Annotated in this window: 16 protein-coding genes; 4 read left to right on the top strand and 12 right to left on the bottom strand. The window is 66.9% G+C overall.

The annotated features are described in order from the left end of the window. Nucleotides 1-4: 4 nt before the first annotated feature. The 6 genes from ACFSCU_RS02500 to ACFSCU_RS02475 form a co-directional block, all read right to left on the bottom strand. A complete protein-coding gene (locus ACFSCU_RS02500) occupies nt 5-2,617 on the bottom strand; it encodes a molybdopterin-dependent oxidoreductase (RefSeq protein ID WP_180550005.1) in 2,613 nt (870 codons plus the stop codon). Continuing rightward, the gene (locus ACFSCU_RS02495; RefSeq protein ID WP_377559803.1) at nt 2,614-3,501 is read right to left on the bottom strand and encodes a hypothetical protein; all 888 of its coding nucleotides are present in this window, start codon (nt 3,499-3,501) and stop codon (nt 2,614-2,616) included. Before ACFSCU_RS02495 ends, ACFSCU_RS02500 begins: the two co-directional genes overlap by 4 nt. Before the next feature lie 120 nt (nt 3,502-3,621). Continuing rightward, complete coding sequence (locus tag ACFSCU_RS02490) at nt 3,622-4,401, bottom strand: hypothetical protein (protein ID WP_377559802.1); 780 nt, start codon at nt 4,399-4,401, stop codon at nt 3,622-3,624. 23 nt (nt 4,402-4,424) lie between these two features. Then, complete coding sequence (locus tag ACFSCU_RS02485; protein WP_180550002.1) at nt 4,425-4,814, bottom strand: hypothetical protein; 390 nt, start codon at nt 4,812-4,814, stop codon at nt 4,425-4,427. A 299-nt stretch (nt 4,815-5,113) separates the two neighbouring features. Next, nucleotides 5,114-5,914 (bottom strand): ABC transporter permease, encoded by an 801-nt coding sequence (locus ACFSCU_RS02480; protein WP_180550001.1) that lies wholly within the window; start codon nt 5,912-5,914, stop codon nt 5,114-5,116. Nucleotides 5,915-6,058: 144 nt separating this feature from the next. Continuing rightward, entirely contained in the window at nt 6,059-7,006 is a 948-nt protein-coding gene (locus ACFSCU_RS02475) for an ATP-binding cassette domain-containing protein (protein ID WP_180550000.1), read from the bottom strand. Nucleotides 7,007-7,149: 143 nt separating this feature from the next. Between ACFSCU_RS02475 and ACFSCU_RS02470 the strand changes: the two genes are divergently transcribed. The 4 genes from ACFSCU_RS02470 (at nt 7,150) to asd (ending at nt 11,052) form a co-directional block, all read left to right on the top strand. Then, a complete protein-coding gene (locus ACFSCU_RS02470; RefSeq protein ID WP_180549999.1) occupies nt 7,150-8,223 on the top strand; it encodes a cupin domain-containing protein in 1,074 nt (357 codons plus the stop codon). Between the two features lie 121 nt (nt 8,224-8,344). After that, on the top strand, nt 8,345-9,043 hold the full coding sequence (locus ACFSCU_RS02465) for a fumarylacetoacetate hydrolase family protein (protein WP_377559801.1): 699 nt from the start codon (nt 8,345-8,347) through the stop codon (nt 9,041-9,043). 91 nt (nt 9,044-9,134) lie between these two features. After that, the gene (locus tag ACFSCU_RS02460) at nt 9,135-10,118 is read left to right on the top strand and encodes a Bug family tripartite tricarboxylate transporter substrate binding protein (protein WP_377559799.1); all 984 of its coding nucleotides are present in this window, start codon (nt 9,135-9,137) and stop codon (nt 10,116-10,118) included. Between the two features lie 85 nt (nt 10,119-10,203). After that, nucleotides 10,204-11,052 (top strand): archaetidylserine decarboxylase, encoded by an 849-nt coding sequence (asd, locus tag ACFSCU_RS02455; protein WP_377559797.1) that lies wholly within the window; start codon nt 10,204-10,206, stop codon nt 11,050-11,052. A 61-nt stretch (nt 11,053-11,113) separates the two neighbouring features. Here asd and ACFSCU_RS02450 read toward each other — a convergent pair whose 3' ends face one another. The 6 genes from ACFSCU_RS02450 to ACFSCU_RS02425 form a co-directional block, all read right to left on the bottom strand. Next, entirely contained in the window at nt 11,114-12,277 is a 1,164-nt protein-coding gene (locus tag ACFSCU_RS02450; protein ID WP_180549998.1) for an ABC transporter substrate-binding protein, read from the bottom strand. A 91-nt stretch (nt 12,278-12,368) separates the two neighbouring features. Further along, entirely contained in the window at nt 12,369-14,228 is a 1,860-nt protein-coding gene (locus ACFSCU_RS02445) for an AMP-dependent synthetase/ligase (RefSeq protein WP_377559796.1), read from the bottom strand. Between the two features lie 2 nt (nt 14,229-14,230). Then, nucleotides 14,231-15,004 carry an ABC transporter ATP-binding protein gene (locus tag ACFSCU_RS02440; protein WP_180551716.1) on the bottom strand — a complete coding sequence of 258 codons (774 nt, stop codon included), beginning with the start codon at nt 15,002-15,004 and terminating at the stop codon, nt 14,231-14,233. Further along, the gene (locus tag ACFSCU_RS02435; protein ID WP_377559795.1) at nt 15,001-15,816 is read right to left on the bottom strand and encodes an ABC transporter ATP-binding protein; all 816 of its coding nucleotides are present in this window, start codon (nt 15,814-15,816) and stop codon (nt 15,001-15,003) included. The genes ACFSCU_RS02440 and ACFSCU_RS02435 overlap by 4 nt, the downstream gene beginning before the upstream one ends. Nucleotides 15,817-16,449: 633 nt before the next feature. Next, entirely contained in the window at nt 16,450-17,526 is a 1,077-nt protein-coding gene (locus ACFSCU_RS02430; RefSeq protein WP_180549997.1) for a branched-chain amino acid ABC transporter permease, read from the bottom strand. Nucleotides 17,527-17,693: 167 nt separating this feature from the next. Then, on the bottom strand, nt 17,694-18,569 hold the full coding sequence (locus ACFSCU_RS02425; protein ID WP_180549996.1) for a branched-chain amino acid ABC transporter permease: 876 nt from the start codon (nt 18,567-18,569) through the stop codon (nt 17,694-17,696). Nucleotides 18,570-18,704 lie beyond the last annotated feature (135 nt).

The raw sequence follows: 18,704 nt of genomic DNA, 5'->3' as shown, positions 1-18,704 counted from the left end.
CTCCTTACATGTCGCGGCGGAACACCGACGAGCGGGCCACCGCCAGGTCGTCCCAGCCCGGCCGGTGCACCAGGTCGGTCTTCCTGATCTGCACCATGGCGTTGTTGTAGGCGAAGGCGCCTGCGGGGCTCGGGTTGTCGAGCGTCAGGAAGTCGGGGTTGCCGGCGCGGTCCACGCCGTCCTTGTCCGGGTCCATCCAGGCGCCTTCGAACAGCACCAGCACGCCGGGCAGCAGGCGCTCGGTGACGTAGGCGGGCACCACGCACTTGCCGCGCTCGTTCCACACCTCGACGGTGTCGCCGGTCAGGATGCCGAGCTTCTTCGCATCGCTGGCGTTGATCGTCACCTCCTGCTCGTAGGTCTCGCGCAGCCAGGGGATGTTGTTGAAGATCGAGTGCGTGCGCCAGCGCGGGTGCGGGCTGATCAGGTGGAACGGGTAGTCCTTGGTGATCGGGTGGTTCAGCGACTCGAAGGGTTCGATCCACTTCGGGATGTAGGGGATCTCGTAACCGAACTGCGTCTTCGTCCAGTCCTCGATGCCGGCCAGATAGGTCGAGAAAATCTCGATCTTGCCCGAGGCCGTCTCGAACGGCACGCCCTTGGTCACCTGGTCGCGGAAGGCGACATGCGGTTCGCTGAGCTTGAACTTGTAGGTGCCGTGCTGCTTGAACTCGTCCCAGCTCATGGTGACATGCTGGTGGTGCTGCACGCTGCCGTCCCACCAGGCCTTCAGGTAGGCCTCGTCCACCGCATCGGGGTTCTGGAAGTAGTCGCGTTGGGCGCGCGGGTTGTAGCGCTGGCCCAGGTTCTTCAGGCTCGGGTCGATCTGCTCCAGCCGGTAGCACATCTCGGTGAACACCTGGAAGTCGGTCTTGCTCTCGCCCAGTGGCTCGATCACCTTCGGACGGTGGATGTAATAGTGGCCCTTGTACCAGGGCAGCGCCACGTCGTGCCGCTCGAAGTGCGTGGCGATCGGCAGCAGGTAGTCGGCCCAGATGCCCGAGGGCGTGATGGTCGAGTCCATGCACACCACCAGTTCCAGCTTGTCGATGGCCTTGATTTCCTTGTTTATGTTGGTGAGCTGGTTGAACCAGTCGCTGCCCTGCCAGAAGATCGCCTTGATGTTGGGAATCTGGCCATCCAGGTTGTCCTCGCGCGGCCAGAGGCCCACTTCTTCCCTCTTCACGTTCGGGTAGTTCAGCACGCAGTGGGCCCAGCGGTCGCTCTTGATCGATGCCCACCACAGGTTGGCGTTCTCGTCGTAGGGGTAGGCCACGCTCTCGCTGTGCCAGGCCTTGCCCACGCCCTCGGCACAGCCGCCCAGGATGCCGATGTTGCCGGTCATGGCCTGCAGTGCAGCGGCCATGCGGTTGTACTGCTCGCCGTAGCTGGCGCGGCCAGGCGACCAGGACGCCTTCAGCGCGGCGGGCTTGGTCCTGGCGTACATCTCGGCCAGCTTCTTGATGTCGTCGGCCTTCACGCCGCAGATCGGCTCGGCCCATTCGGGCGTCTTGGGCTGCTTGTCGTAGGTGCCGAGGATGTAGTCCTTGAAGTTCTCCTTGCCCGCGAACTCCTTGGGCAGCGTGCCGGCGTCCATGCCCAGCACGAACTTGTTGATGAACTTCTGGTCCTGCCAGTTGTTGGTGAAGATGTGGTAGGCCATGGCGGCCATCATGGCCGCGTCGGTGTTGGGCTTGATGGGGATCCACCAGGCGTCGTACACGGCGGCCGAGTCGGTGTACTGCGGATCGACCAGCACGAACTTGCAGCCGCGCTGCTTGGCCATGCGCATGTAGTAGAAGGTGTTGCCGCCGTGGAAGGTGTAGGCCGGGTTCCAGCCCCACATGATGATCAGCTTGCTGTGCGCGAACGCGTCGTCCTCGTTGCCGTCCTGGATGGTGCCGAAGGTCATGCGGCTGGAGAACGTGGTGCCCTGGTAGCTCGGCACGCTCCACGAGTTGGTGCGGCAGCCGAACATGCCCAGGAAGCGGCCCAGCAGCCCTTCGATCTGATCACTCTTGTGCAGCACGCCGTAGCTGGCGCCGGCGTAGCTCTGGTCGAGGATGGCGGTGGGGCCGAAGTCCTTTTTCAGCTGCACCATCTTCTGGGCGATCTCGTTGAGGGCCTCGTCCCAGGTGATGCGCTTGAACTTGTGCTCGCCGCGCGCGCCGACGCGCTTCATGGGGTAGAGCAGGCGCTCGGGCGAGTACAGGCGCGCGCGGTAGCTGCGCCCGCGCAGGCAGGCGCGCAGCTGCGGCTCCTCGAAGGTGTCCTTGCCGTAGGCGCCGCCGGCCTGGTATTCGCCGTTGTCGGTCGACAGGCGCACGATCACGTCGCCTTTCTTGTGCGCCACCAGCACGTGTCGCGAGCCGCAGTTGTGGGCGCACGAGGTGACCACGGTGGTGAGCTGATCGTCGGTGTAGTAGGGCTCGTAGGCGAAGGCCTGCGCCTTCTCGGGCGCCACCGACACACCGACGCTGACCAGCCCGGCGGCACCGGCCGCGGTGCCGATGATCTTCAGGAAGTCGCGCCGCCGGTAGCCATTGCCGTGGCGGTCGATGGAATCGTTCACGCTGGGAAAGCGCACGGCGTCACGCGGCAGGTCGTTGTTCTTCATTTCTTCTCTCCAGACGTCACGGCGGCGGCGATGAAGCGCACTTCGCTTTCGGTGGGGCGGCCCTTGGCCCAGTCCGGCACCGTCGGGTCCATGCCCGGCCAGGCGTGACGCGGATAGGGGTAGTGCGTGCGGTACCAGGCGCGGCCGCCGTGGCAGCCGTAGCAGGTGTCGCCGCCGTCCGGCTTGGCGGCCAGTTCCTCGATGGCCTTGGCGTTCAGGTAGTTGACGTTGTGCCGGCTGGTGCGGATGTTGGAATGGCACAGCAGGCAGTTGTTCTGGAACATGGCCTTCGACTGTTCCCACGGCCCCGGCAGGCCCATGACCGCATGGTTCATCTTGCCGTGACACTTCAGGCACACGGTCTCGGGGTTGACCATCTTGCGCAGGGTCTGCTGGCCGAAGTCGGTGGCCGAACTTCCCGGCGCTTCCTCGCGCGGGTCGTTGCCTTCATGGCAGGTGGTGCAGCGCATCGTCATCACCTGCCTGGCGAAGTCGGTGCTGATGTGGCGGCGGTGGAAGGTGTCCTGCTCGCCCTGGTAGGTGGACGTCTGCTGATACCAGGCCTTGGCGGTGCCGCTGGACAAACCGGCCGGCGACGTCTTGCGCACGCTCGGCTTGAGCACTTCGGCGTGACAGGCCAGGCACTGCTCGTTGGTGGCCTTGTCGATGGCGGGCTTGAAATGGATGGGGTCGTACCTGGCCGCGTGGTAGCTCGCCGGCTTGGCCGTGGCGGCTGCGGCAACAGGCGCGGGGGCCGCTGCGCTGGCGGCGGGGGTCGCTGGGGCGGCGGTGGGCGGGCTTGCGTCCTTGCAGGCGCCGAGCAACGCGGCGGTGGTCAGGCAGGCCGACAACCAGAGGAGGAGTCTGAATCGGGGCGCGTTCATCGCGTGCTCCACGAAAAAGGGATACAGCGTCTTGTCGGAAAAGGCCGGGGGCAGTCCACGCGGAAAGCCCCGGCAAGGCCAGCCAGGCCAAAGCCCGGCTGGCAGGACCGTCCTATCGGATTACTTGTTGCCGGACATGCCGCCCATGCCCTGCTGGCCGGACATGCCCGACATGCCTTGCTGGCCGCTCATGCCGGACATCCCCGACATGCCGCTCATGCCTTGTTGGCCCGACATACCGGACATGCCGCTCATGCCGGACATCCCACTCATACCCGACATGCCGCTCATGCCCTGCTGACGCTGGGTGCGGCGCTTCTTGGTGGTGGCTTTCTTTTTCTTCTTGGCGGGGGCCTTGGCCTTGTTGCCGGACATTCCCGACATGCCGCTCATGCCCTGCTGGCCGGACATGCCGCTCATGCCCGACATGCCTTGCTGGCCGCTCATGCCCGACATTCCCGACATGCCCTGCTGGCCCGACATGCCGGACATACCGCTCATGCCGCTCATGCCCGACATGCCACCCATGCCGGGGTTCTGCTCGCCAGCGGCGGGCTTGTTGCCGCTCATGCCAGACATACCCGACATGCCTTGCTGGCCAGACATGCCGCTCATGCCTTTCTGACCGCTCATGCCCGACATGCCGCTCATGCCGGATTGCTGTGCCATGGCGGGCAATGCGGCCAGTGCAGCCGCCATCACCGACAGGCCAAGTGCTTGACGAACCAGTTTCATGGAGATCTCCTTCGATGCAAAAAAACAAGGAAAACAATCGGGCCTTGCGGCCCCTGCCTGTCGGCAGCATCGACGCGCCGCCTTGCACGGCTGCGGCGATTCGGGGAGTCCGCACGCCGCATGCGCCGAGGCGCGCGGGGCAGACATGTTCTGGGTGCGGGTCATGGACGGCGGAAACTCGTCTTGACTCAACGGGACGCGGTGCTGGCGGGCGCCTGGGTCGCGGGTGCGGAGGATGGCGCTTCGCCATGCCAGCCGCGCGGGTCGTACGGCGGGGTCATGCCCGGCCCCCGCAATGGCACCCACCAGTGGCCTGTGCCCGCTATGGATTCGACGTTGCCGGGGTGCGGCTGCGACACGCCACGCAGCCAGCGACCCATCTGCTCGGGCGTGGCCGGCGGCTCTGTCTGGCGCGGCGCGCCTTCGGGCCGCTCGTAAGGGCGCAGGCCCGCCACCGGCACGCCGGCCGGCTGCGCTGCGGCGGTGGCCGATGCGGGCGCCGATGCCGCGGGCTCCTGTGCCTGCGCGGCCACAACGCTGCCCAGCCATAAAGCGGTCAATGCGAGGGTCGGCTTCATGCTCCATCCATAAGTGCTTGTTGCTCGCATGGAATGAAGCAAGCTGCTTGCCAGCCCGATGGGCTGATGCAAGTGCTTGTCGCGCCTGGGTTTGCGCCTGACGGCGGCGAGCAGGCTGCCAGATTGACAGGCCGCGCCGGGCGCCGGCCTGTCAATCTGTCATGTCAATCTGTCGGGCGGCTGGGTGGGTGGCCAGGCGAAGTTCAGGCGTGTGTTGGGGCCGCAATCACTCGCCATGCATGAGCGGGTGGGCGGGCGGTCGAAGCCGCGGCTTCAAGCGCATTTGCCCCGCGTGCGTCTCAACGCCTGAACCGCTGCCGCGTGAACGCCAGCGCCACCCAGAAGCTGACGCCCGCCCACACCGCCAGGATGCCCAGATGCCGCCAGGCTTCGGCCGGCCACTGGTTCAGGAACAGCGGCCGCACCAGCTCCACCGCCGCCGTCAGCGGCAGCCAGTCGGTGATGGCCTGTGCGAACGCCGGCAGCTGCGTGCGTGGAAAGAATACGCCGGAGAGGAACATCATCGGCGACAGCAGCACCGCGAAGTAGTAGGTGAAGAAGTCGTAGCTCCTGGCCTTGGCGTTGAACACCAGCGCCATGCTGGCAAAGGTGACGCCGGCGAACAGCAGGATGGGCGGCACCAGGATGAGTTTCGGAGACAGGCTGATCTTCAGCGCCAGCATCACGCCCAGGATGGCGACGACCGAGAACAGCGCCTTGAAGCCGGCCCACAGCATCTCGGCCAGCACCACGTCGTCGAGCTGCACGGGCGTGTTCAGGATGCCGTCCCAGGTCTTCTGCACGTGCATGCGCGAGAAGGCCGAATACAGCGCCTCGAAGCTGGCGGCGTTCATCGCGCTCATGCAGATGCTGCCGCTGGCCAGGAACAGGATGTAGGGCACCTCCTGCCCATGCGTCGGCACGCGCCCCACCATGGCGCCCAGGCCGTAGCCGAAGGCCACCAGCCACAGCAGCGGTTCACCGATATTGGCCAGCAGGCTCGGGATGGCCAGCTTGCGCCACACCAGCAGGTTGCGCTGGAACACCGGCCACCAGCGCATCGACAGGCGCGGTGGGGACCAGACGGAGGGTTCGTTCATGGCAGGCGGTTCACGGCGCGGCGCGTCGCGGTCTGTGTGGGAGCGGCCTTGGCCGCGATGCAGCGTGGCGTGGGGCGAAATGCTCCATCGCGGCCAAGGCCGCTCCCACATTCAGGGGCTGGCGGGCGCCTCGTGTCGTTCATGTCAACCATCTTCACGGATCTGCCGGCCCGTCAGCTTGAGGAACAGGTCCTCCAGGTTCGCCGGCCGGTGCAGCGTGCGCAGTTGCGGGTGCGCTTCCAGCGCCTGCAGCAAGGGGCGCGCGTGGCGGGTGTAGAAGAACACCGTCTCGCCGCTCTTCTCCACGCGCTCGGTGTGCGCGGCCAGCTGCGAATCGGCCAGCGCCAGCGCGCCCTGGCCGTAGACCTCGACCACCTCGGGTTCCAGATGCTCGGCAATCAATTCGCGCGGGCGGCCCTCGGCGATCTTGCGGCCGTGGTCCAGCACCAGCAGGCGCTGGCACAGGCGCTCGGCCTCGTCCATGAAGTGCGTGGTCAACAGGATCGACTTGCCCTCGGCCAGCAGGCGCTGCAGGCGCTCCCACATCAGGTGGCGCGCCTGCGGATCGAGGCCGGTGGTCGGCTCGTCAAGCAGCAGCAAATCGGGGTTGTTCACCAGCGCACGCGCCAGCGACAGGCGGCGCTTCATGCCGCCCGACAGCTCGGCCGGCTTGGCGCTCGCCTTGTGGCCGAGCGCGGCGAAGTCCAGCAACTGCGGCACCCGCTCGGCCATCTGCGTGCGGCGCAGGCCGAAGTAGCGGCCGAACACGTACAGGTTCTCGGCGCAGCTGAAGTCCGGGTCGAGCGAATCGAACTGCGCTACCACGCCGAGGCGTGCCTTGATGGCCAGGCCATCGCGCGGCATCTCCAGCGTCGTGCCATCGTCACGCGCGAAGTAGCGGATGCTGCCCGCATCCGGCGCCGTCAGCCCCAGGCACATGCGGATGGTGGTGGTCTTGCCCGCGCCGTTGGGGCCGATCACACCCAGGCATTCGCCCGGCACGATGCTGAACGACACGCCATCCACCACGCGCGCATCGCCATAGGTCTTGGCGAGATCACGCACATCGAGCAGCGGCGGGGCAGCGGTCATGAGGCGGCCATTGTGCCCGCGCGCCGCGCCGATGGCGGCGTTTACATGACCGGAATCCAGACGCTAAACTGTTGATAAGCACGCATATCAAATGGTCTGGCGGCTCGTCCATGCGCCACGTCCAATCACAGGAGACAACCCGCATGAACGCGCTCGACGCCGTGAATTCGCTCGGCCACGCCGACAGCCTGGGCCGGCTGGAAGACCTGCCGGCCGACTACGTCAAGGCGATCAACGACCTCTCCGTCGCGCCGCTGTGGCCGCAGCTGCGCGGCCTGCTGCCGCGCGGCAAGCCGGCGCGCGCCACGCAGCCCTTCATGTGGCGCTACCAGGACATCCGCCCGCACCTGCTGCGCGCGGGCGAGCTGACGCCGATCGAGAAGGCCGAGCGCCGCGTGCTGGTGCTGTGCAACCCCGGCCACGGGCTCGACAAGCTGGTGGCCACGCCCACCATCTACGTCGGCCTGCAACTCATCCTGCCGGGCGAGGTGGCGCCCAACCACCGCCACACGCCGACGGCGGTGCGCTTCGTCATCGAGGGCAGCGGCGGCTACACCACCGTGAACAGCGAGAAATGCCCGATGGAAAAGGGCGACCTGATCCTGACGCCCGCACTCAACTGGCACGAGCACGGCCACGGAGGCAGCGGCCCGGTGGTATGGCTGGATGCGCTGGACCTGCCGATGATCTACGCCATGGAGGCCAGCTACGCCATCGAAGGGCCGTCGCAGACGCTGAACGATGCGCTGGACGCCTCGCAGAACACCTACCGCCGCGCCGGCCTGCTGCCCTACGCCTCGCTCGGGCAGGCGCAGCGCGCCGACTACCCGCAGATCCGCTACCCGTGGAAGGAAGTGCGCGAGGCGCTGGGCGCCATCGCCACCGTCACGCCCAAGGACGAGGCGGTGCAACTGGCGTATGTGAATCCCGAAACGGGAAAACCCTGCCTGCCGACGCTGGGGTTTTCGGCGCAACAGCTGCGCGCGGGGCAGGATTTTTCACCGCGCAAGCGCTCGGCCAGCAGCGTGATCCACGTCATCGAAGGGCAGGGCGAGTCGGTGATCGACGGCGTGACGCTGCAGTGGGGCGAGGGCGATACGCTGGCGATTCCGACGCATGCCGAGGTGACGCACCGCGCGCGCGCCAAGGACGCCTACCTGTTCCACGTGGACGACGCGCCGATGCAGCGCGCGCTCGGCTTCTACGAGGATTTCTGATTTCTTTCTCCTGTGGGAGCGGCCTTGGCCGCGATGGGGCGCATCGCCACACGTGAGGCTGCCATCGCGGCCAAGGCCGCTCCCACAATGCGTGTCTCTTCCTGAACCAAGGACCTGTTCCATGACCAGCTACGTCTTCCCGCCCGCCCCCCAAGCCGCCGTGCCCGTGCGTGGCAGCCAACAGCAATACGCCGTCACGCGCATTTTCTGCGTCGGCCGCAATTACGCCGCGCACGCGCGCGAAATGGGGTTCGACCCCGACCGCGAGCCGCCGTTCTACTTCAACAAGACGCCCGCCGACCTGGTGATGAGCGGCGCCACCGTGCCCTACCCGCTGGGCAGCCAGAACTACCACTACGAGATGGAACTGGTCATCGCCCTCGGTCAGCCGGCCTTCCGCGTGAGCGTGGAGAACGCGCTGGACTGCGTGTGGGGTTACGCCTGCGGGCTGGACATGACGCGGCGCGACCTGCAGATCAAGTCGCGCGAGATGGGCCGGCCGTGGGACTTCGGCAAGGACTTCGAGAACTCGGCCGTGATGAGCGCGCTGGTGCCCGCCAGCGCCATCGGCCACCCCAAGTCCGGCGCCATCAGCCTGAGCGTCAACGGCACCGTGAAGCAGAACGCCGACCTGAAGGACCTGATCTGGAGCGTGCCCGAGATCGTGGCCAACCTGTCGCAGTACTACCACCTGCAGCCGGGCGACCTGATCTACACCGGCACGCCCGAGGGCGTGGGCCCGGTGCAGCCGGGCGACGTGATCACCGGCCGCATCGACGGCGTGGGCGAGATCGCGCTGACCATCGGCCAGCCTGAATAGGCGACCTCAAGCGTTTCAAGCCAAATCGGCCTCCAGCGCCCGTCCAAAAAGCGCAATAAGCTATCAAATTAAAAGCAACCACGGAGACAACATGCCCCTTCAGCGCCGCACCACCCTGGCCCTGCTGGCCGCCACCGCCTTCTGCGCCGCCGCGCCCGCGTTGGCGCAAAGCGACTTCCCTGGCAAGCCGGTCAACATCTTCACCCCCTTCCCGCCCGGCAGCGGGCCCGATGCGCTGCTGCGCGCCATCACCGACAAGCTCGGCGCGCTGTGGAAGCAGCCCGTGCTGGTGCAGAACCGCCCCGGCGCCGGCGGCTTCGTGGTGTTCGAGGCCACGCGCCGCCTGCCGGCCGACGGCTACACGCTGGTGCAGCTCGACAGCGAACAGCTCGCCGCGCTGCCGCTGCTGTACAAGGCGCGCAACTTCCAGACGCTGCAGGTCTACGACATGGTGGCCTCGCTCTACAACACGCCTTTTCTCATCACCGTGCCGGTGAATTCGCCGTGGAAGAACGTGGGCGATCTGGTGGCGGCCGCCAGGGCGCAGCCGGACAAGGTGACGTATGGCTCGTGGGGCATCGGCAGCCCGGCGCACCTGGGCGGCGAGCAGCTGGAGCTGGGCACCGGCATCGCCATGCAGCACATCCCGTTCAAGGATTCGGGCCAGATGTTCACCGCGCTGGCCGGCGGCGAGATCGCCTGGGCGCTCGGCACCATTCCGTCGAGCCAGGGCGTGTACAAGGCGAACAAGGTGCGCTATCTGGGCGTGGCCACGCCCAGGCGCATCCCGCAGATGCCCGAGCTGCCCACCGTGGCCGAGGCCGGCGGCCCGAAGGACTTCGCGCAGAGCAGCTTCGTGGTGCTGGCCGCGCCCAAGGGCATCGCCCCCACGGTGCGCGACAGGATCGCGGCCGACGTCGCCAAGGTCATGCAGGACCCGGACATCAAGGCGCGCATGGACACCTTCGCCTTCGAATACGTGAACTGGTCGCTCGACGAGATCGTCAAGCAGGCCCACACCAAGGGCCAGATGTACGGCAAGCTGATCGCGCGCAAGAACATCAGCCTGGATTGAAGGTGTTGGCTCCCTCTCCCGCCGTGCCGGAGAGGGTTGGGGTGAGGGTGGGGCCACGCGGCAGCGCGCTCCCTAGAATCCCCCCATGTCCGATCGCCTCGCTGTCCTGCCGCAATACCTGCTGCCCAAGAAGCTGCTCACCCAACTGGCCGGCCGCGCCGCCGATGCGCGGCTGGGCGATGCCACGCACGCCGCCATCCGCCGCTTCGTGGCGCGCTACGGCGTCGACATGCGCGAGGCCGCCAACCCCGACATCGCCAGCTACGCCAGCTTCAACGACTTCTTCACCCGCCCGCTGCGCGACGGCGCGCGGCCGCTGGCAGCGGCGGATTACGTGTGCCCGGTGGATGGTGCCATCAGCCAGTTCGGCGCCATTGAGCAGGGCCGGATCTTCCAGGCCAAGGGCCACGCCTACAGCACCACCGCGCTGCTGGCGGGCGATGCCAGGCTGGCGGCCGAGTTCGCGCACGGTCAGTTCGCCACGCTGTACCTGTCGCCCAAGGACTACCACCGCATCCACATGCCCTGCGCCGGCCGGCTGCAGCAGATGGTGTACGTGCCGGGCGAGCTGTTCAGCGTCAACCCCACCACCGCGCGCGGCGTGCCGGGGCTGTTCGCGCGCAACGAGCGCGTGGTCTGCGTGTTCGACACCGCGCGCGGCCCCTTCGTGCTGGTGCTGGTGGGCGCCACCATCGTCGGCAGCATGGCGACCGTGTGGCACGGCGTCGTCAACCCGCCCCGCCTTGGCGAAATCAAGCGCTGGAACTATCAAGATCAGAGCATCGAGCTGAAGCAGGGCGACGAGATGGGGCGCTTTCTGCTCGGCTCCACCGTGGTGCTGCTGTGGCCCCGGGCCACGCTGAAGTTCAACCCCGACTGGGCGCCCGGCGGCGCGGTGCGCGTGGGGCAGATGATGGGCAAGGCGCTGGGCTGAAGCTATGCACACAAGAAAAAGGCCGCCTCGCGGGCGGCCTGATGTGGGCGCTGGCTGACCCTTACTTCATGTAGTCGGAAACCACCTTCCATCGACCATCCTGGATCTGGGACAGGCGTGAAGATTCATTGCCCAGACGCTTGGTCGCCGAGAAGGTCATGGTCGGTGATCCGAACATGTCGGGCTCCAGCGTCATGCTGTCCATGGCCTTGATGAAGCTGTCCGTCGTCAGGTTGGCGCCGGCCTTCTGTGCGGCCTTGCTGAACGTGTCGATCAGGCTGTAGCCGTAGACCGAGAACACGGCCGGGTCTTCGTTGAACTTGGTCTTGTACTTGTTGGCCCAGAAGCGGATCGGCTGCGAGGCTTCGTCGAGGTACGGTTGCTGCACCGTCATGGCGGCATACAGGCCGTCCATTGCCTTGCCGCCGAGCTTGTGGATCAGTTCGGTATAGGCGCCGGCTGAACCCAGGAAGGTGGGGTTGAAGCCGATCTTGCGCGACTCGCCGATGGTGCCGATGGTCTCACGGATCAGGGTGCCCAGCACCACGAAGTCGCAACCGGCCGCCTTCATGCGTGCGACCTGCGAGGAGAAGTCGGTGGCGCCGCGCTTGAAGGAGGTCTTTTCGGCCAGTTCGACGCCGATGGTCTTTAGGCCCGCCTCGGCGCCGCGTAGCACCTCCAGGCCGAACTCGTCGTCCTGGTAGATCGTGCACACTTTCTTGGCGCCTTTCTCCTTCACCAGCTTGGGCGCCGCCAGCCGAACCTGGTCGTAGTAGGTGGAGGCGAACGAATACTTCAGGCGGTGGTGTGGCTCGTACATCTCGCGTGCCGCCGTGACCGGAAAGAAGCTCAGCACATTCTTATCGAACATGACGGGAAAAGCCGCCACGTTGGGTGCTGTGCCGATGGTGCCCACCATGGCGAAGATCTTGTCCTGGTTGACCAGCTTCTGCGCGGCCAGCACGGCGCGCTTGGGGTCGTAGCCCGAGTCTTCGACCTTGAGCGCCAGCTTGCGGCCGTTGATGCCGCCTTGCTCGTTGATCTCGTCCACGCGCAGTTGCATGCCCATGCGGATCTGCTTGCCGAAGCCGGCCAGCGGGCCGGACAGGTCCTGGATCGATCCGAGCGTGATGGTGTCCTTGCTCACGCCCTGGCTTTGCGCAAGAGCCGGTCCGCTGGCGGCCAGGGTGCAGGCCAGGGCCACGAGTGCGTGCTTCAGTTGCATGGGTGTCTCCTTGTGAATGATGGAATGCGACCGGAATTGTGGCCACCGGGTTCAGCCGCCGGCCGCAGTGATTACCCTGACAACCCGTGACTCATGTCCGGTACATGGCCTCGATCTGCGGCGCGTACTTGGTCTGCACCAGCTGGCGCTTGAGCTTCATGGTGGGCGTCAGCTCCTCGTCCTCGGCGCTGAGCTGGGTGTCGAGCAAAAAGAACTTCTTGATCTGCTCGACGCGGGCGAACTTGGTGTTCACCTCGTCGATCACGCCCTGGATCAGCGCCTGCACTTCCGGCGCGCGCGTCAGGCTGGCGTAGTTGGAGAAGGGCACGTCGTGGTCCTGCGCGTACTTCTCGACGTTCTCCTGGTCGATCATGATGATCACCACCAGGTAGGGCCGCTGGTCGCCGATGACCACCGCGTCGGTGACGTAGGGGCTGAACTTGAGCTCGTTCTCCAGCTCGCTCGGCGTCACGTTCTTGCCGCCGGCGGTGATGATGATGTCCTTCATGCGGTCGGTGATGCGGTAGAAGCCGTCCGCGTCCACCGTGCCCACGTCGCCGGTGCGCAGCCAGCCGTCGGCGGTGAAGGTCTCGGCGGTCTTCTCGGGCAGGTTCAGGTAGCCGGCGAACACGTTGGCGCCCTTGACCTGCAACTCGCCCGTCTCGGGGTCGAGCCGCAGCTGGTTGAAGCTGGCCGCCGGGCCGATGGAGCCGGGCTTGATGCGGTCGATGGGCACGCCGGTGGAGGCGCCGCAGGTCTCGGTCATGCCCCACACCTCCAGCATCGGCACGCCCAGCGCCAGGTACCACTTCACCAGCTCGGGCGAGATCGGCGCCGCGCCGGTGACCAGAAAGCGCGCGCGGTGAATGCCGATCAGCTTGCGCACGTTGTCCAGCGCCAGCCAGCGCGCCAGCCTGAACTGCGCCTTCAGCAGGGCCGGCACCGGCTGGCCGGCCATCACCAGCTCGGCAATGCGGTGGCCCACGCCGATGCCCCAGCCGTACACCGCCTGCTGCAAGCGCGTGCCTTCCTTCAGCGCGATCATCACGCCCGAATAGAACTTCTCCCACACGCGCGGCACGGCGGTGAACACCGTGGGGGCGATCTCGCGCACGTTCTCGGGCACGGTGTCGGGGTTCTCGACGAAGTTGAGCCGCGCGCCGGTGTAGAGCGAGAAGTATTCGCCGCCCATGCGCTCGGCGATGTGGCACAGGGGCAGAAAGCACATGCCCTCGTCGTCCTCGTTGCGGGCGATCAGGGTGTTGAAGCCGCGCACCGTGTAGGTCAGCCCGGCGTGCGTGTGCATGGCGCCCTTGGGCTTGCCGGTGGTGCCCGAGGTGTAGACCAGGATGGCCAGGTCCTCGGGCCGGCAGGCGGCCACGCGCTGTGCCACGGCATCGGGGTGCTGGGCGTTGTAGTCGCGGCCCAGCGCGCGCAGGGCGTCCAGGCCGATCACGTCCGGTTCGTCCAGGCCGCGCAGGCCGTCCATGTCGAAGACGACGATCTTCCTCAGCAGCGGCAGGCGCTCGCGCACTTCCAGGGCCTTGTCGAGCTGTTCGTCGTTTTCGACGAACAGCACACTGGTGCGCGAGTCTTCGCACAGGTAGTGCACCTGGCTGGCGGCGTCGGTGGGGTAGACGCCGTTGGACACGCCGCCGGCCGACAGCACGGCCAGGTCGGCCAGCACCCATTCGAGCACGGTGTTGGAGAGGATCGACGCGGTGTCGCCGGGCGCCAGCCCCAGGCTCATCAGCCCGCCGGCGATCTCGCGCACGGCCTCGCCCACCTGCGTCCAACTCCAGCTGCGCCAGATGCCGAGGTGCTTCTCGCGCAGCCACACCTTGTCGCCGCGCTGCGCCACGGCGTTCCAGAACATCGCGGCGATGGTGTCGCCGTCGAGCACGCTGCCCGACCTGGGCTGGATGTGGGTGAGGTCCCAAAGATTCGACATGCCTATCTCCAGGTCTTCTTCTTCTTCCAGCGCCGCTCGCCGCGCACGCCTTCGTCCTTCATGCCCAGATAGAACTCCTTGATGTCGTCCTTCTCGCGCAGGGCGGCACAGCTGTCTTCCATCACGATGCGGCCGTTCTCGAGCACGTAGCCGTAGTCGGCGGCGTTCAGGGCCATGTTGGCGTTCTGCTCCACCAGCAGGATGGTGGTGCCGCGCTCGCGGTTGATGCGCACCACGATCTCGAAGATTTCCTTGGTCAGCTTGGGCGACAGGCCCAGGCTGGGCTCGTCCAGCAGGATCAGCTCGGGCGCGGCCATCAGCGCGCGGCTGATGGCCAGCATCTGCTGCTGGCCGCCCGACAGCAGGCCGGCGTTCTGCGCGGCGCGCTCCTTCAGGATCGGGAAGCAGGCATACACCTGTTCCATGTCGCGCGCCACGCCGTCGCGGTCGCGGCGGGTGTAGGCGCCCATCAGCAGGTTGTCGCGCACCGACAGCAGCGGAAACACCTCGCGCCCCTCGGGCACGTGCGACAGGCCGCGCTGCACGATGTGGGCCGGATCGCGCGCGGTGATGTCCTGGCCCTTGAACTCGACCGAGCCCTTGCGCGGGTCGATGATGCCCGAGATGGTCTTCAGGATGGTGCTCTTGCCGGCGCCGTTGCTGCCCAGCACGGTGGCGATCTGGCCGCGTTCCACCTGCAGGCTGACGCCGCGGATGGCCTTGATGGGGCCGTAGCTGCTCTCGACGTTGAGGAGCTTCAACATGATGTCGCTCATGCGTTCTCCCTGCGCAGCGACGCCACATCGTCGACCGAACCCAGGTAGGCCTCGACCACGGCCGGGTCGGTCTGCACCTCGCGCGGCGTGCCCATGGCCAGCACCTGGCCCTGGTTCATGGCCAGCACGCGGTCGGACACGCGCGACACCAGGCTCATGTCGTGCTCCACCATCAGCACCGTCACGCCCAGCTCCTGCACGATGTCCTGGATCCAGAACGCCATGTCCTCGGTCTCTTCCACGTTCAGGCCGGACGAGGGCTCGTCCAGCAGCAGCAGGCGCGGTTCGGCGCACAGCGCGCGCGCCAGCTCGACCACCTTGCGCACGCCGTAGGGCAGGCCGGCCACCATCGCGTCGCGGTGGTGCTGCAAGTCCAGAAGCTCGATCACGCGCTCGACCCGCTCGCGCGCCTGCAGCTCGGCGGCGCGCGTGGCGGGGGTGAAGAACAGCTCGCTCCAGAACCCTGTCTGGCGGTGCGTGTGGCGGCCGATCAGCAGGTTGTGCAGCACGGTGGCGTGCTCGAACAGCTCGATGTTCTGGAAGGTGCGGGCAATGCCCAGGCCGGCCACGCGGTGCGCCGGCTGGGCGGTCAGCTTCAGCATGCCGTCGGGGCCAGCGTAGTCGATTTCGCCCGTGGTGGGCGTGTAGATGCGGCTGATGAGGTTGAACACCGTGGTCTTGCCGGCGCCGTTGGGGCCGATCAGGGTGAACACCTCGCCCCGGCGCACGTCGAAGCTGACGTCGTTCACGGCCAGCACGCCGCCGAAGCGGACGCTGAGGTTGCGGGCGGAAAGCAACACTTCCTGGGTCACTTCAGGGCTTTCTCCCTCTCCCCGTTGGGGAGAGGGCTGGGGTGAGGGGCTGGGTGCGGCGCGGCGAGTCGGGCATGGATTGGAGGCGCTGCTGGCCGGGATGTGCGCCCGGCGGCGCAGTCACTTTCTTTTGTCTCGCCAAAAGAAAGTAACCAAAGAAAAGGCGACCCCGCTGGCCGTGTCCCTCCGCTTCGCTGCGGGCAACCTGCGATGCTCGGGCGCGGGGCGGCGCTGCGGAACTCGCTTTGTTCGCTTCGCTCACGCCGCTCAAACATCCGCAGCAAGTCAGAGCACGAAGCGCGGCATGCTGCGCTGCCGCGCCCGCCCCACGCCCTGCGCTTCTCGGCACGGCCAGAGGGGAAGTGAAGTCCACACGGGCCATCGCTGCGCTCGGCCTTCGGTTGGCCTGCGCCGCTGCTTCGCGCGGCGAGCTGTCTTGCTCCCTCTCCCGCAGGCGGGAAGGGTTGGGGTGAGGGCCAACGCTTCGTTCGACCCGGAAACGCCGCTCGTCCACAGGCGCCCACCTCGACCGGCCGCGGAGCACGCCACGCCAATGCACCCATGGACGGGGCGTCCCCGGCCATGGGGTGCGTCCCCCCTTAGGGGGGAGGGCGTGCAGCGACTCAGGGGGGATCATTTCAACCTGTCCGACTTCTGGAACGACTTCTGCCGCTTGAACATGCCCTTGCGGTAGAACGGGAACAGCTGCAGCCAGGTGCGCACCTTGAGCCAGCGCCCGTACAGGCCGAGCGGCTCGAACAGCACAAAGGCGATCAGCACCGCGCCGTACACGAAGCCCTGCAGCCCCGGCGCGTAGCCGATGGCAGCGGGCAGGTAGTCCTTGACCATGGCGATGAGCTGGGGCATGGCGATCAGGAACGCCGCACCCAGAAACGCCCCGTGCACCGAGCCCAGCCCGCCGATCACCACCATCAGCAGCAGGTCGATCGACTGCAGGATGCTGAACTGGTCGGGCGAGAGGAACTGGATCTGGTGCGCATACAGCGCGCCGCCGAGGCCCGCCAGCGCCGCCGACAGCGCGAACGACAGCGTCTTGTAGCGCGCCAGGTGAATGCCCATGCTCTGCGCCGAGATTTCCGAGTCGCGGATCGCCACGAAGGCGCGCCCGGTGGACGAGCGCAGCAGGTTCAGCACACCCAGGGTGACCAGCACCACGGTGAGCAGGCACAGCAGATAGAAGCCCGTGCCGGTCTCGATCGACCAGCCGAAGATGGCGGGCGACTTGACGTGCATGCCGGCGTTGCCGCCGGTCAGGCGGTCCCAGCGCGCGAACACTTCTTCGACGATGAAGCCGAAGGCCAAGGTGGCGATGCCCAGGTAGATGCCCTTGAGCCGCAGCGCCGGCAGGCCGACCACCACGCCCACGGCGGCGGCCACCAGCGCCGAGCACGCCATGGCGATGGGAAACGGCAGCCCCAGGTTGGTCAGCACGCCCTGCGTGTAGGCGCCCACGCCCAGAAAGGCCGCATGCCCCAGCGAGAACTGCCCGGTGAAGCCTGCCAGCAGCATCAGCCCCAGGCCGACCACGCTGTAGATCAGCACGAAGGTGAGCTGCGCCAGCCAGTACTCCGGCAGCAGCCAGGGCGCGGCGAACATGAACAGCAACAGCGCCGAATACCAGAACACATGCCCGCCGTGCTTGGCCAGGCGGATGTCCTGCTCGTAGCTGGTCTTGAAGATGAAGCGCATGTGTCAGCCGCCCCCGGCGGTTTGCATCGCCAGCATCGTCAACACCAGCAGACCGACCGCCGCGGAGCCGGCGATACCAGCGACCGCCGTGGCCGGACCTGTGCCGGCCACTGGCGGTGTCCCCCCCGCATAGCAAAGGGTGGAAGACGCGGAGCGGCTCAGGGGGGTCATACCTTCTTCGTCAGCTTGTCGCCGAACAGGCCGTTGGGCTTGACCATCAGCATGATCAAGACGACCACATAGGCGGCGATGTCCTTGAAGCCCTCGGGCAGGTAGAAGCCCGACAGCGACTCGACGATGCCGATGATCAGCCCGCCCACGATGGCGCCGGGCAGGCTGCCGAAGCCGCCCACCACGGCGGCCGGAAACGCCTTCAGCCCGATGAAGCCCATGTTGGCGTGCACGAAGGTGATGGGCGCCAGCAGCAGGCCCGCAATAGCCGCCACCGCCGCCGCCAGGCCCCATACCAGCCCGTTCAGCCGCTTCACCGGGATGCCCATGTAGTACGCCGCCAGCTGGTTCTGCGACGAAGCCTGCATGGCGATGCCCAGCTTGCTGTAGCGGAACATGGCGAACAGGCCCAGGCACAGCAGCGCGGTGACCACGATCACCACCATGTGCTCGGCGCTGAGGATCAGGCCGCCCGCGTTCCAGGTCACGTTGCGGTAGGGCACGGGCAGGGTGTGGGTGTCGGTGCCGATGCCGGGCAGCATGGTGATCAGCCCGCGTGCGACGTAGCCGATGCCGATGGTCAGCATGACGATGGAAAACGCCGGCTGGCCCAGGATGGGGCGGATCACCACGCGCTCGGTCAGCACGCCGAACAGCGCCATCGCCGCGATGGCCGCCGGCACCGCCAGCCAGAACGGAAAGCCCAGCATGGTCATGCCGGCCAGGCCGCCGAAGGCGCCCAGCATCATCAGGTCGCCCTGTGCAAAGCTGACGGTCTCCGTGGCCTTGTAGATCAGCACGAAGCCCAGCGCGATCAGGCCGTAGATGCAGCCTTGCGCAATGCCACTGATCACCAACTGCAGAAACTGCAATGTGTCCCCTGCCCGTCCAATGTGAAAGTTGCGCGTCACTTTAGTGGCCCAACGGCCCGGGGTTGGATAGCGCAAACCCTGTAGTGCCCGCTCGGCGCGTCACTGGCCGCTGCTCCCCGCTGTCGCCCGGCGGAC

Source organism: Ottowia beijingensis, assembly GCF_042680925.1.
GTDB classification, from domain to species: domain Bacteria; phylum Pseudomonadota; class Gammaproteobacteria; order Burkholderiales; family Burkholderiaceae_C; genus Ottowia; species Ottowia beijingensis.
This window is presented reverse-complemented; position numbering and strand designations above follow the sequence as displayed.

Bases quoted from the DNA above. Each gene is read 5' to 3' on its own strand.
- ACFSCU_RS02500 (WP_180550005.1), bottom strand. From the start codon at position 2,617: ATGAAGAACAACGACCTGCCGCGTGACGCCGTGCGCTTTCCCAGCGTG.
- ACFSCU_RS02495 (WP_377559803.1), bottom strand. From the start codon at position 3,501: ATGAACGCGCCCCGATTCAGACTCCTCCTCTGGTTGTCGGCCTGCCTG.
- ACFSCU_RS02490 (WP_377559802.1), bottom strand. From the start codon at position 4,401: ATGACCCGCACCCAGAACATGTCTGCCCCGCGCGCCTCGGCGCATGCG.
- ACFSCU_RS02485 (WP_180550002.1), bottom strand. From the start codon at position 4,814: ATGAAGCCGACCCTCGCATTGACCGCTTTATGGCTGGGCAGCGTTGTG.
- ACFSCU_RS02480 (WP_180550001.1), bottom strand. From the start codon at position 5,914: ATGAACGAACCCTCCGTCTGGTCCCCACCGCGCCTGTCGATGCGCTGG.
- ACFSCU_RS02475 (WP_180550000.1), bottom strand. From the start codon at position 7,006: ATGACCGCTGCCCCGCCGCTGCTCGATGTGCGTGATCTCGCCAAGACC.
- ACFSCU_RS02470 (WP_180549999.1), top strand. From the start codon at position 7,150: ATGAACGCGCTCGACGCCGTGAATTCGCTCGGCCACGCCGACAGCCTG.
- ACFSCU_RS02465 (WP_377559801.1), top strand. From the start codon at position 8,345: ATGACCAGCTACGTCTTCCCGCCCGCCCCCCAAGCCGCCGTGCCCGTG.
- ACFSCU_RS02460 (WP_377559799.1), top strand. From the start codon at position 9,135: ATGCCCCTTCAGCGCCGCACCACCCTGGCCCTGCTGGCCGCCACCGCC.
- asd (WP_377559797.1), top strand. From the start codon at position 10,204: ATGTCCGATCGCCTCGCTGTCCTGCCGCAATACCTGCTGCCCAAGAAG.
- ACFSCU_RS02450 (WP_180549998.1), bottom strand. From the start codon at position 12,277: ATGCAACTGAAGCACGCACTCGTGGCCCTGGCCTGCACCCTGGCCGCC.
- ACFSCU_RS02445 (WP_377559796.1), bottom strand. From the start codon at position 14,228: ATGTCGAATCTTTGGGACCTCACCCACATCCAGCCCAGGTCGGGCAGC.
- ACFSCU_RS02440 (WP_180551716.1), bottom strand. From the start codon at position 15,004: ATGAGCGACATCATGTTGAAGCTCCTCAACGTCGAGAGCAGCTACGGC.
- ACFSCU_RS02430 (WP_180549997.1), bottom strand. From the start codon at position 17,526: ATGCGCTTCATCTTCAAGACCAGCTACGAGCAGGACATCCGCCTGGCC.